The sequence below is a fragment of the Nocardia sp. XZ_19_231 genome (assembly GCF_015355705.1).
In the GTDB taxonomy this organism is placed as follows: Bacteria; Actinomycetota; Actinomycetes; order Mycobacteriales; family Mycobacteriaceae; genus Nocardia; species Nocardia salmonicida.
Genome location: NZ_JACUZI010000004.1, coordinates 472,761 through 485,406, shown reverse-complemented (window position 1 = coordinate 485,406; position 12,646 = coordinate 472,761). Strand labels below are relative to the sequence as shown.

The window sequence follows — 12,646 nt, the reverse complement described above, 5'->3', positions numbered from 1 at the left end:
AGGTTACTGACGAGTACGGTATCCGTAGCCGGGACGACGATGTGCCCGGTTTCTCTCCAGCCACTTTGCTGCTGGACCTCAACCGTTGATTTCGCATTCACCGCCGCATGCCGATCACTGTTGCGCGACACCGTGTTTCGAGATTTTCAGGAGGAGCGATGGTTTCCTACATCGTGACAGGCGGTACCGGTTTTCTGGGTCGGCGTGTGGTGCGGGGGCTGCTCGCAGCCGACCCCACCGCGATCGTGCACGTACTGGTGCGCGCCGAGTCCCTGACCAAATTCACCGCGCACAATGCGGAAAATCCCCACAGTGATCGCGTGTTCGCGCTGGTCGGAGACCTGACCGCCGAGGGTCTCGGTCTCGGCGACGGTGCGCCGCGTGCCGATCACGTGCTGCATCTGGGCGCGGTCTACGACATGACCGCCGACGAGGAGACCGCCCACGCGGCCAATGTCGCGGGCACTCGCTCGGTGATCGAGTTGGCTCGCAGCCTCGATGCCACCCTGCACCACGTGTCGTCGGTGGCAGTGGCGGGCGATCACCGCGGCAAGTTCTTCGAGGAGGATTTCGACCTCGGCCAGAACCTGACCTCGCCGTATCACCGCACCAAGTTCGCGGCGGAGAAGCTTGTTCGCGAGGCCACCGACCTGCGCTGGCGGGTGTATCGACCGGCAATCGTGGTCGGTGATTCACGGACCGGCGAGATGGACAAGATCGACGGCCCCTACTACTTCTTCTCCGCCATCTCGACGCTGTCCACCCTGCCGTCCGAACTCCCGTTGCCGCTGCCCGATCTGGGCGCGACCAACGTGGTGCCGGTCGATTACGTCTCCGAGGCGATGGTGCGGCTGGTACGGCGCGAGGGTCTGGACGGGCGTACGTTCCACCTGGTCAACCCGCGTCCGCAGCCGTTCGGGGAGATCTACCGTGCGCTGGCCACCGCCGCGGGCGGTCCCGTCGGGATCGGCACCGTGCCCGGTAGCGCCCGTGCGTTGAACGGGCTCGGCCACGTCCCCGGCGCCAACGCCGTGCGCGACTTCCTGTTCGAGCAGGCGGGTATCCCGGCCGCGGTCGCGCCGCATGTCGGTTTCACCGCCGAGTTCGTCGCCGATTCCACCCGGGCGCAACTGCCCGGGCTCACCGTGCCGGCGTTCGATTCCTACGCCGAGCGCCTCTGGGCTTTCTGGCGCACGAACATGGACCCGCACCGCGGTCGTCCCGCCGCCGACGCGCACCCGCTCTCGGGGCGCACGGTGCTGATCACCGGGGCGTCCTCGGGGATCGGCCTGGCCACCGCCCATGCGGTCGCTCGCCGTGGCGCGATCGTGCTGATGATCGCCCGTGGCATCGAAGACCTGACGGCCGCAGCGGAATCCGTGCGGGCCGAGGGCGGCACCGCCTTCGCCTACCCCTGCGACATCACCGACGCGGAGTCCGTCGACCTGCTCGTGAAGACCGTGCTGACCGAACACCGGCATGTCGACTACCTGATCAACAACGCGGGCCGCTCCATCCGCCGCTCGGTGGCCAACTCGGTGGACCGCATGCACGACTTCGAACGCACCATGGCGGTCAACTACTTCGGTGCCGTCCGCCTCATCCTGGGGTTGCTCCCGTCGATGCGCGAACGCCACTTCGGCCATATCGTCAACATCTCCTCCATCGCCGTACAGACCAAGGTCCCCCGCTTCGCCGCTTACGCGGCGAGCAAGTCCGCCCTGGACAACTTCAGCGAAATCGCCGCGGTCGAGAACCAGGGCGACGGCGTCACTTTCACCTCTATCCGGATGCCACTGGTTCGCACCCCGATGATCGCTCCGACCGAGATCTACCGATCCCTGCCGCTGCCGGACCCGGACCGGGCAGCCGAAATCGTGGTTCGCGCGCTGCTGGAACGTCCCCATCGCATCGACACCCCCGTGGGCACCTTCGCCCAGGCGGTCGAGATGTTCCTCCCGTCGCTCAAGCGCACGATCCTGCACACCGGCTTCCGCTTCTTCGGTGAATCCACCGCGGCACAGGGAAAGTCGGCTCCGCAGGTGGTCACCGAGCCCGCCGAACCGACACGCAACGCCCTCACCGTGCTCGGCCCGGTCCTGGCACCACTGATGGTGATGCCGCACTCCGCGGCCCGCATGAGCCGGGTGCTTCCCGGCGTGCACTGGTGATACAACACTGAACGCCCGGCCGGTCACGACGCTCGCTGTCGTGACCGGCCGGTTCTGTTCATCGCAGGAAGGTGGTAGCCCAGGCTGCGAGAGTTGTCGGCGTGGTGGTGAGCACTGTGCGCGGGTTCTCCGGGACGAAACCGGAACTCAGTCCCGCTGACATACCCGCGATGCCGTCGATTTGCCCCTGCCCGAGGCCGGCCGATCGCAGTGCGTCGCGGAACTCGTTGTCGGCAAGGTGGATCGGGGTGACCGCATGCCCCAGCTGCCGACCGATAATCTCGGCGACCTCGGTGAAAGTCAGATCCCGCGGTCCGTGCACCGCCTGGACGACACGCCCCGACCACGCGTCCGACAGGAGCCGGGCAGCAGCGACCTCACCGATGTCGCGTGGGTCCACCCATGCCATCGCATGGTCCAACGGCCACGGTGTGGACAGCGTGCCTGCCCGGATCTCGTCGAGCTGGGTCAGCAGGTTGGTGAAGAAATAGCCGCATCGTAGGTGGGTCACATTCGCGCCGGTCGCGTCGAGCAACTCCTCGGTTCGCGCCAAACCGTCGATCTCGCCTGCCCCACCCCGCTTCTCCGCGCCCCCGCTGCTGAGAAACACCGTCGCAGCGATCCCGTTCTCCACGACAGCGCGCGCCGCAGAGGCCCCCATCCGTGCATATCCCGCTACCGGATCGCCGTCCACGAGGGCAGGCGGGTCGACCCAGAACAACCGATCAGCACCTTCGGTAGCGCGCACCACCGCATCCGCGTCCCCCTGATCGACCTGCGCGACATCGACACATCCCCGCATGGCGGGATCGAGCCGCCCGGGATCGCGCATCAGCACGGTCGGCCGAACCCCCGCTTGCACCAGCAACTGCACCACCCGAGCACCCACATGCCCCACCGGCGTAGTGACGACAATCCGTATTTCACCCTGTCGAAGTCCCATAAACCCACGCTAGAACCCAATGCGGCCAATTCCTGACCGCAATAGTCCACGGATGTGTGGGGCTACACTCATTTCCTACGGTGACCCTCGGGTAGATCGGAGTCGATATGTCGAAGTTGCTGAACTCCTTGTCCGAAGATGAATACGTCCTGATTCGCGGCACAAAGAAAGCGCAGATGGTCGACCTCGACGAAGAGGCGCTGATCCGGCTGCACACCCGCGTGCGGCGCGCGCGCAACAAATTCGTCAAGTTGTATCGCCAATCCGGCGCGGCGAAGGTAGAAGCCAAGGGGGCGCGCGGCGCCGGAAAATCGGCGAACACCCGCAATGCGGGCAAAGCGGAAGTCTTCGAAAGCGCGCTCAGCAGGGTGAGCCGCCAGTTGGCCACGGCCTCGAAGCGAAATGCCCGCAAGTTGAAGGCCGAGAGACTCGCCCGCGCCCGCAAGGATGCGCCATCGTTCAGCGACATCGACACCAGCGACGGGAAGGTGAACTCCGCGGGGAAAGCGCGCACCGATACCACCCGCGAATCCTCCGGCCGAAAGAAGTTCGAGGCCTCGAGCATCGCCGCGGGGGCACGGCGCCAAGCCAAGAAGGACGGGCGCTAGCCACCTAGGCCATCAGTTCACTCCGTATTTCGCCAGAACCTTCGCCCGTTTGCCGGGCTGGATATTCACCCGAGTGATGTCGCCGCTGTAGTGGGCGAGGACGCGATGGTCCATCACCTTGCGCCACAACGGAGTCACGTACGCCAGGCCGATCAGGCTCGCGTAGCCGCTCGGCAACTCGGGCGCGCCGTCCATGCTCCGCAGGATCTGGTAGCGGCGAGTGGGGTTGGCGTGGTGGTCGCTGTGCCGCTGCAGGTGGTAGAGAAAAATATTGGTGACGATGTGGTCGGAGTTCCAGCTGTGCTCGGGGGTGCAGCGCTCGTAGCGGCCCGAGGCGGTCTTCTGTCGCAGCAGACCGTAGTGCTCGAGGTAGTTCACCGTCTCCAGCAGGGAGAACCCGTAGATCGCCTGGATCAGCAGGAACGGCAAAATCGACGGACCGAACACCGCGACCAACGCCACCCACAGCACGACCGACATGAGCCAGGCGTTGAGCACGTCGTTGCGCAGCGAGAACGGGCTCTTGTCGAGCCGCTGCAGACGTGCGCTTTCCAGCTCCCACGAGGACTTCAGGCTGCCCCACACACTGCGTGGCAGGAAGGTCCAGAACGACTCGCCGAACCGGGCACTGGCCGGATCCTCCGGCGTCGCGACACGCACGTGATGGCCGCGGTTGTGCTCGATGTAGAAGTGTCCGTACAGGGTCTGGGCCAGGGTGATCTTCGACAGCCACCGCTCGAGCTCGTCCTTCTTGTGGCCGAGTTCGTGCGCGGTGTTGATACCGATGCCGCCCATCGCGCCGATGGTGAAAGCCAGGCCGATCTTGGAGATCAGGCCGAGTCCGCCGTCGATGCCGAGCCAGGACAGGTTGTCCGCGGTCCACAGATAACAGGCGAGCACCAGGCTGAACAGCTGCAGCGGAATGTAGGCGTAGGTGCAGTAGCGGTAGTACTTGTCGTTCTCCAGCTGCTCCATCGCCTCCTCGGGCGGGTTCTCGCCGTCGGGCCCGAAGAACCGGTCGAGGATCGGTAGCAGCACGTACAACAGGATCGGCCCGAGCCACCACCACACGGGCGCGGTGACCTGCCAGCCGAGCTGGTTGAAGACCCACACGAAACCGCTGGCCAGCACCGTCGCGCTGGGCGCGATGAGGCCGAACAGCCACAGGTAGCGCTTGGGATCTCGCCAGTGCGGCGGTGCGGCGGACGCTTCGTGGTCGCCGATTCGAGATGTCGTCATTGTCGTTCTCCTGATCACCGTGACTCCGGACACCTACTCGCTCGAAGTCGCCTTCGTTTACACATTAGCTCGTAGTGTTCTCATTGGATACATATGCGAAATAATTGTCAACGATCGAGCACATCGGCTAACACATGTAGGATGATCACGTGGCCGAACCACCGAACTTTCAGGCAGAAATGCGCCAACTGCTGCGCGACCGGATGATCGACGCGGCGCGCACGATGGTCGTCACCGAGGGCTGGGGCGCGGTCAACATGTCGCGGGTAGCCAAGGAGGTCGGCATCAGCAGGCCGGTCCTCTACAAGGAGATCGGCACCAAGCAGGCACTCGCGGATGCCCTCATCGAGCGCGAGACCAGCATCTACCTGACCGGGATCGCCGAGACGCTGGCCGAACACCCGGCCGATCCGCTCGCGGGAATGACAGCGGCCGCCGAATACACGCTGCGCACCGCAGGCGACAACACCCTGATCAAGGCCGTACTCTCGGCTCGCCAGGACGGCGACACCGCCCTGCTGCCTGCCCTGGTGAGCGACCCCGAACCGGTACTCGGCCGGGCGGTGGCCGCACTCACCGCCACGGTGCGCGAGCAGTACGAATTCGCCGCCATGACCGACGACGAGCTGATCTCGATCGTGGAGATCATGGTCCGGCTCACGCTGAGCCACCTGTTCCAGCCGACAGGAAGCGCCGATCGCGCGGTGGCGCAGATCGGCGCTGTCCTGTCCGGGGTCATGCCCGCCGCCTGAGGCGGCTCACAACCGCGCGTTCACCTGTCCGGCCGCGGCCGCGAACGCCCACCCGTAACTGCCGTGTGCGGCCGGGAAGATCCCGCCCGCGCACACCGGATCGCCTGCGGCGCAATAGTTCGCGGTGCGGTCGGCGTACAACGGTGCGACCGGCGCGCCGACGAGTCGCAGCGGGTCGCCGAACAGCAGAACCGCGACGACGCGCGAGGACAGTTCGGGGGGCAATACCCACGCACCGGGCAGCCACACGGAGCCGAGAGCGCCGTGGGTGACCACCGCGCCCTGGGAGTAGCCGACGAGGACGAAGCGCTGATCGGGGCAGGCAGCGGCCTGGTCGATCACATGGCTGGTCATCGCCCGAGTGCCGTCGATCATCGAGGTCGGGACCATCAGGTCGGCTGGGTACTCGACGCGGTGGGCGGTCGTGTCCACCGGTAGTTGCGCGCTCAGTGCGGCGTAGAGCGGGTCGCCGATCGCGGCTCCCAGATAGCCGGGTTCCAGTGTGCCGCGGGCGATGACGATATCGAGCGTGGCGCAACTCTGCGCCCATGCCGTCAATCCCGGGGACATCGCCGTCCCGATTCCCGCAGCCAGTAGCAACACCGACAGCGCTCGCGCTGTCTGCCTTGCGACGATACGAATTGCCTTCCGATTGGTCATCGTGCCCACCCACTCACGCCGTTGTGAGAAATAGAGAAAGAGCGATTCGCCTCCTGCCCCAACAGCATTCGGCGTGCTCAGTGGTGGAATACCCGCTGACCTGCATCTTCATGGCACGAAATCGGCATCGGCTGCGCCACGGTTGTATCTCGGATCGCCTGCGGCACAACACCGCTGCCGATTCTCAGTGCTTCTTGGGCTTCTTCTTGTACTTCGGCTTGTCGTGATCGGGCTCCCACTCATAGCCCGCGACACCACGTTCGCAATAGGAGTCGGCGACGTGAACGTCGCCCTGATCGCGCTCACACCAGCGCGTCTTCGAACAGGAGGTGGCGCCGAGGCCGGCCACGACGGCGAGGGTGAGGACGGCAGCGCCGGTACGGGTTCGGACGTTCATGAGCTTGTCGAGCCTTTCATCGAATGGAATGTCGCTGGTCAGGGTGTTTTCCAGGACTTGCCCCCGCCCGCCGACGAACCAATGCTACGTTCCAGGCATGCCGAGCACAGCGCCTGAGCCCACCGAAGATTTCACCCCCGACGCGATCGTCGTCGGTGCCGGACTGGCGGGCCTGGTCGCCACCCACGAATTGGTGCTCGCCGGACGCAAGGTGCTGGTCCTCGATCAGGAGAATCGCGCCAACCTCGGCGGGCAGGCGTTCTGGTCGCTGGGTGGGTTGTTCGTCGTCGACAGCCCGGAACAGCGCAGGATGGGCATCAAGGACTCCTACGAACTGGCACTGCAGGATTGGCTGGGTTCGGCCGGTTTCGACCGCGAGGACGAGGATCGGATGGGCCGCGAGTGGGCGAAGGCCTACGTGCGCTTCGCCACCGACGAGAAGCGAGATTACCTGCACGCCTTGGGTTTGCGCTTCACCCCGCTGGTCGGCTGGGCCGAGCGGGGCGGCGGCCTCGCCGGCGGACACGGCAACTCGGTCCCACGGTTCCATCTCACCTGGGGCACCGGGCCCGAAGTGCTTCGTGTCTTCCGGGATCCGGTCCTGGCCGGTGAGGCAAAAGGATTGGTGCGCTTCGCGTTCCGGCACCGCGTCGACGAGCTGATCGTCGAAGACGGCGCCGTGACCGGAGTCAGCGGCAGTGTTCTCGCGCCCTCCGACACCGACCGCGGCCAGGCGTCGAACCGGGATGTGGTGGGCGAGTTCAGCTTCGCGGCACCGGCGGTTCTGGTGAGTTCGGGCGGCATCGGTCATGCCCACGACCTCATCCGCCGCAACTGGCCCACCGAACGTCTCGGCCCGTGCCCGGAGACGATGATCTCCGGTGTCCCCGCCTACGTGGACGGCCGGATGCTCGCCATCTCCGAGCAGGCGGGCGCGGCGCTGGTCAACCGCGACCGGATGTGGCACTACACCGAAGGCATCAACAACTGGGATCCGATCTGGCCCGACCACGCCATTCGCATCATTCCCGGCCCGTCGTCGCTGTGGTTCGACGCGAACGGAAACCGGATGCCCGCACCGTGTTTCCCCGGTTTCGACACCAACGCGACCATGCGCCAGATCCTGTCGACCGGCTACGACTACTCGTGGTTCGTCCTGAACCAGTCGATCATCGAGAAGGAGTTCGCGCTGTCGGGTTCGGAACAGAATCCCGACATCACCGGCAAAGACTTGAAGTTCACCGTGCGCAGCAGGCTCGCCAAGGGCGCGCCGGGGCCGGTGGAAGCCTTCAAGCAGCACGGTGTCGACTTCGTGGTCGCCGATTCGCTGGCCGAGCTCGTCGACGGGATGAACGAGATCGCGCGCGGCCCGAAGCTCGACGTCGCCGCCCTCGAACACCAAATCGTGGGCCGCGACCGCGAAGTCACGAACTCGTTCTCCAAGGACGCGCAGGTGATCGCGATCAACAACGCCCGCAAGTTCCTCGGCGACAAGGTCCGCGTCGTCAAACCGCACCGCATTCTCGACCCCGCCCACGGCCCGCTCATCGCGGTACGCCTCAATGTGCTGACCCGCAAGACCCTGGGCGGACTGCAGACCGACCTGGATTCGCAGGTGCTGCGCCCGGACGGCTCGGCGTTCCCTGGCCTGTATTCCGCCGGTGAGGTCGCCGGATTCGGTGGTGGCGGCGTGCACGGTTACAACGCGCTGGAGGGCACGTTCCTCGGCGGGTGCATCTTCTCCGGTCGCGCGGCCGGTCGGGCGATCGCGCGGCGCGAGTCCTAGTGCGGGTGCCGGGGGGCCAGGGTGCGCGACGCTTCCTTGGCCACCTCGGCGAGCGCGCGAGCCAGCCGCGCGGTGTCGAGTGCCGTGCGCTCGCCGTTGACCGTCCCCGACAGCGAGATCGCCGCCACCGCGACGCTGCGGCCGCGGATCGGCACCGCCACGCAGCCGACGCCCGGTAGCGATTCCTCGGTGTCGACGGCCACGCCCTGCCGGTTGCGAATACGAGCGAGTTCGCGGTGCAGTTCGGCCCGGTCGACGATCGTGCGCGCGGTCCGCGCCACGGCGTTGCCACGCAGTGAGGCTTCCGCGATCCCGGGCTCCAGCGTGGCCAGCAGCGCCTTGCCGACCGCTGTGGAGTGCGCGGGCAGCCTGCCCCCGACGCGGGTCGGGATGACCACCCCACCCCGGCCACCCGAACGATCGAGGAACAACACCTCGCGCCCGTCCAGCACCGCGAGGTGACCGACCAGTCCGGTGCGCTGACTGAGTTCGTAGAGCAGCGGCCCCACTACTTCGCGCAGTTCGTTCTGCTCGGCCGCGAGCCCGCCGAGTTCGAGCACCCGCAGACCCAGTCGGTAGCCGCCGGGGGTGTGCGCGAGCCAGCGCAGCCGGATCATCTGGTCGAGGATGCGATGCACGGTCGAGCGCGGCAGCCCGGTGCGTTCGGCGAGCCCGAGCAGCGTCAGCGTGGGGGTGGCGGCGTCGAACGCGTCCAGAATGAGCGTCATCCGCTCGATCATCGACGTCGGCGGTGCTCCGGTCGCCCTGCCCGATCCGGACCACAGGCTTTCCGGCGCCGGGTCGGTCACGATCTCGACCGTCATTTGATCCAACCTCCACAGTGCGTAGCCATAACAGACTAGAGCCGTCGGCCCCGCTCACGCACTATTTCGCCCCGAACTCGGGCCGATGCCGGACTGATCGGCGTCACGTGGAGCGGGCGACGCGCTACTGCGGGCCCTCCACCTGTGACGATGCGGCGTCGGCGGGAAGCCCCACCGCCGCGCCGCGAGCGATTTCCAGACGGGCGGCCCGATCGACGAGGAGTTCGGCGGGTCCCGACGGTGGGGTGTTGCGGCGCCAGATGGCGCGGAATTTGCGGGTCAGGCGGGCCGAGTCGGCCGAGGGGACCTCCACCAGGGTGCCGGTGACGAGGTCCGGTGCGGCGATCAATCGGCTCAGTACCGCGGGAGCCATGCCGGTTCGGGCCGCGGCCACGATCGCACCGGTCGAGCCGAGTTCCGCGGCCGGACCGGCCGGGGGCGCCGCCGTGGCCAGCAGATCCCACACGGTGTCGCGGGTGCCCGAACCCGGTTCGCGCCACAGCAGGGCGGTACCTGCCAGCTCAGTCAGCGTGACCGGGGTCTTCCGTTGCGCCCATGGATGATTAGGCGCCACGACGACGACGAGATCGTCGGCGCCGAGCACTCGACTGCCGAGTCCGGCCGGTGGATGCGGACCTTCCACGAATCCGAGATCGGCCGTGCCGTCGCGCACGAGGCCCGCGACCTGGGTCGAGTTCTCTACTTCGAGCGAGATCACGACTTCGGGGTGATCGGCACGCAGGGCGGCGAGCCAATGGGGAATGCGATGGTCGGCGATGGTCTTGGAGGCGGCGATGCGCAAGCGCGGGGCTTGTGCGGCGCGGAGCCGGGCGACATCCTCCACGAGGTCTTTGACGGCGGCCAGGACGGTGCGCGCGTGGGCGACGACAGCGCGACCCGCGTCGGTGAGTTCCGAACCGGTCGGCGCACGGTCGAGCAGCTTCACGTGCATGCGCCGTTCCAGCGCGCTGATCCGCATGCTCGCGGCGGGCTGGCTGACCCCGTGTCTGCGCGCGGCGGCACCCAGGCTGCCCAGCTCGGCCACCGACACGAGGAGATCGAGGACCTCCAGGTCGGGGGTTCCGGGTGGCAGCGTCATGGCCCGATTATGGGTGACCGGCGGCGCGCCACCACATCAGGCACCGTCGCCGCCGTGATCCGGGCCGAATCGGCGGCGCAGCTTCTTGGCCACCCCGTAGAGCGCGAACACCGGTTTCAGTGGCATCCATTCGCCGAATCGGTACTCCTGTCCGGGGACGAGGCGGACGGCCAGTTCCGGGCTCTGTTCCGCGAGGTAGGCGCGGGCGGTCTCGGCGTGGGTGGGCAGTGAGACGATCTTGATCCGGTCGACGTCCTTCAGGTAGGGAATCGCGAAAGCGATGTTCTCCCAGGTGGATCGGCTCGATTCCTCCAGGACGAGTTCGCCCTCGTAGCCACACGTTTCCACGGCGTAGCGCCCCATCAGCGCCGCCTCGGTTTCCGGCCCCGCGCAGGCGCCCCCGCACAGCACGAGTCGGGTCTCGGTCGCACGCGGATCGATGGATCGCAGACCGGCGCGCACCCGCCACCGGTTCATACCGTTGGCGCGCGAACCGGTGTTGCGATACCCGAGGACCACGACTGCTTCCGACCCTGGGCGTGGCGGGCCGACGCACCGACGGGAGGCGCGCCGATTCGCCCATTCACCCCACAGCATCAATCCGACACCGGTGGCGACAGTCAGCCGGGTTCGTTTCCGCACAGATCCAGGAAACCACACACGCCGCCAGCAGGGCCATAAGTACAAATTATGACCCCCTGCGAATTCGGTCTCTACCTCGGAGTCCTCGGTGGCGCGAGGGTGAAGGAGTGAACCGCGCACCCGCTCTCGCTCCCGGCCTGATCCTCGCCGCACTCCTGGCAACCGTGGCCACGCCGTTCGGCAAGGCGCTGCCGATGATCGGCACGCCGGTGCTCGCGCTCGGCGCGGGCGCCGTCGCCGGGATGGTGCTGCGACGCAAGGACGTGACGGGCGAGACGTTCGGCCCCGGGCTCGATGTCGCCCGCCAGCGCTTGCTCGGGCTGGCGATCGTGCTGCTGGGGCTCGGACTGCCGCTGGGTTCGGTCCTGAGTGTGGGGCGCGAGACCGCGGTGGTGCTGATCGGGACGCTGCTCGTCGGCGGGGTGGCGGCGTTCTTCGTCGGACGGATGCTGGCGGTGGACAAGGAGTCGGCGACCCTCATCGCCGTGGGCACCACGATCTGCGGCGCGTCCGCGATCGCCGCGGCCACCGCGGTCCTGCGGCCCGACAAGCAACGGGTCGCCTACGCCCTGTGCACCATCTTCATCTTCAATGTCACGGCCGTGCTGGTGTATCCGCCGATGGGCCGCGCTCTGGGCCTGTCGCAGGAGGCATTCGGACTGTGGGCTGGCACCGCGATCAACGACACGTCGTCCGTGTTGGCCGCGGGCGTCATCTTCGGCGCCGGCGCGGCCCAGTTCGCGGTGATCGTGAAAATGGTGCGCAGCCTCGCCATCATCCCGCTCTGCGTCGGCCTGCACGTCGGCCGCCGCCACATCGCCGAGCAGACCGATCTACCCCAGGCCTCGCTGCGTCAGGCGGTTCCCCTCTTCGTGATCCTGTTCCTGGCCGCCTCCGTCATCGCGGGCCTCGGCATCGTCCCGGCCGAGCTGACCGCGCCGCTCGCCACCCTCAGCGGCTGGCTCATCGCGTCCGTCCTCGCCGCCATCGGCACCTCCCTGAGCCTCGCCCGCCTGCGCACCGCAGGTCCGCGCCCCCTGATCCTCGGCGGCACCCTCGGCCTGATCCTCGGCACCACCAGCCTCGGCCTGATGTACCTGACGGGGTGGTGCTGACGGCATGGCGACCAGGTGCTTGCTGTTTTCGGGCCCGCGACGCGCGGTGTCGCGGAGCTAGGATTACCGGACATCGCATGTCAGCGCGGACAGGAGGATGTCATGAACAGTGTTTGCCGGATCATCGCCACCGCGGGTGCCGCCGCGGCATTGACCCTGGCCACCGCAGGTGTCGCAGCAGCCGAGGAAGCCGAGCCACCCTCGTCGCCGTTGGTCGAGTACATCGAGTCGTGGCCGCCCGCCCCCGCGGGGTGCAATGCGATCTGGGACCCGATCGAGAATGCCGTCGAGGACTCGGTTCCGCCCCAGTACGAGGCGGAGTTCGATGCGTTCGACGACTGTGCGAGGGCGACGCGGACTGACTCGCCCGGCGACGCGGGGCGGCCGACAGTGCGACCGCCCCGATAGAC

General features: G+C 67.3%; 13 protein-coding genes. 6 read left to right on the top strand and 7 right to left on the bottom strand.

From position 1 onward, the window contains the following. The first annotated feature begins 158 nt into the window (after positions 1–158). Positions 159–2,171 carry an SDR family oxidoreductase gene (locus IBJ82_RS20880; RefSeq protein WP_194827629.1) on the top strand — a complete coding sequence of 671 codons (2,013 nt, stop codon included), beginning with the start codon at positions 159–161 and terminating at the stop codon, positions 2,169–2,171. Positions 2,172–2,229: 58 nt separating this feature from the next. Here IBJ82_RS20880 and IBJ82_RS20875 read toward each other — a convergent pair whose 3' ends face one another. Next, positions 2,230–3,114 (bottom strand): NmrA family NAD(P)-binding protein, encoded by an 885-nt coding sequence (locus tag IBJ82_RS20875; RefSeq protein WP_194827628.1) that lies wholly within the window; start codon positions 3,112–3,114, stop codon positions 2,230–2,232. A gap of 107 nt (positions 3,115–3,221) precedes the next feature. Here IBJ82_RS20875 and IBJ82_RS20870 point away from each other — a divergent pair, with 107 nt between their 5' ends. Continuing rightward, entirely contained in the window at positions 3,222–3,722 is a 501-nt protein-coding gene (locus IBJ82_RS20870) for a hypothetical protein (protein WP_194827627.1), read from the top strand. A gap of 12 nt (positions 3,723–3,734) precedes the next feature. Here IBJ82_RS20870 and IBJ82_RS20865 read toward each other — a convergent pair whose 3' ends face one another. Beyond that, entirely contained in the window at positions 3,735–4,961 is a 1,227-nt protein-coding gene (locus tag IBJ82_RS20865; protein WP_194827626.1) for an alkane 1-monooxygenase, read from the bottom strand. 149 nt (positions 4,962–5,110) lie between these two features. Between IBJ82_RS20865 and IBJ82_RS20860 the strand changes: the two genes are divergently transcribed. Beyond that, positions 5,111–5,713 (top strand): TetR family transcriptional regulator, encoded by a 603-nt coding sequence (locus IBJ82_RS20860; RefSeq protein ID WP_194827625.1) that lies wholly within the window; start codon positions 5,111–5,113, stop codon positions 5,711–5,713. A 6-nt stretch (positions 5,714–5,719) separates the two neighbouring features. On the opposite strand, the gene IBJ82_RS20855 is transcribed toward IBJ82_RS20860, so the two are convergent. Then, entirely contained in the window at positions 5,720–6,373 is a 654-nt protein-coding gene (locus tag IBJ82_RS20855; protein ID WP_228537427.1) for a cutinase family protein, read from the bottom strand. Positions 6,374–6,557: 184 nt separating this feature from the next. After that, on the bottom strand, positions 6,558–6,770 hold the full coding sequence (locus IBJ82_RS20850) for a hypothetical protein (protein ID WP_194827624.1): 213 nt from the start codon (positions 6,768–6,770) through the stop codon (positions 6,558–6,560). Positions 6,771–6,867: 97 nt separating this feature from the next. On the opposite strand from IBJ82_RS20850, the gene IBJ82_RS20845 reads away from it, so the two are divergent. Further along, on the top strand, positions 6,868–8,556 hold the full coding sequence (locus IBJ82_RS20845) for an FAD-binding dehydrogenase (protein ID WP_194827623.1): 1,689 nt from the start codon (positions 6,868–6,870) through the stop codon (positions 8,554–8,556). Here IBJ82_RS20845 and IBJ82_RS20840 read toward each other — a convergent pair. The 3 genes from IBJ82_RS20840 to IBJ82_RS20830 form a co-directional block, all read right to left on the bottom strand. Then, positions 8,553–9,380, bottom strand: a complete 828-nt coding sequence (locus IBJ82_RS20840) for an IclR family transcriptional regulator (protein ID WP_194827622.1) — start codon at positions 9,378–9,380, stop codon at positions 8,553–8,555. The two genes, IBJ82_RS20845 and IBJ82_RS20840, sit on opposite strands and share 4 nt — an antisense overlap. A gap of 124 nt (positions 9,381–9,504) precedes the next feature. Then, positions 9,505–10,479: a LysR substrate-binding domain-containing protein gene (locus IBJ82_RS20835; RefSeq protein WP_194827621.1), complete on the bottom strand. Its 975-nt coding sequence runs from the start codon at positions 10,477–10,479 to the stop codon at positions 9,505–9,507. Between the two features lie 36 nt (positions 10,480–10,515). Further along, positions 10,516–11,121 (bottom strand): YdcF family protein, encoded by a 606-nt coding sequence (locus IBJ82_RS20830; RefSeq protein ID WP_194827620.1) that lies wholly within the window; start codon positions 11,119–11,121, stop codon positions 10,516–10,518. A gap of 107 nt (positions 11,122–11,228) precedes the next feature. Between IBJ82_RS20830 and IBJ82_RS20825 the strand changes: the two genes are divergently transcribed. Beyond that, the gene (locus tag IBJ82_RS20825) at positions 11,229–12,236 is read left to right on the top strand and encodes a putative sulfate exporter family transporter (RefSeq protein ID WP_194827619.1); all 1,008 of its coding nucleotides are present in this window, start codon (positions 11,229–11,231) and stop codon (positions 12,234–12,236) included. Positions 12,237–12,338: 102 nt separating this feature from the next. Continuing rightward, a complete protein-coding gene (locus IBJ82_RS20820; protein ID WP_194827618.1) occupies positions 12,339–12,644 on the top strand; it encodes a hypothetical protein in 306 nt (101 codons plus the stop codon). The last annotated feature ends 2 nt before the right edge of the window (positions 12,645–12,646 follow it).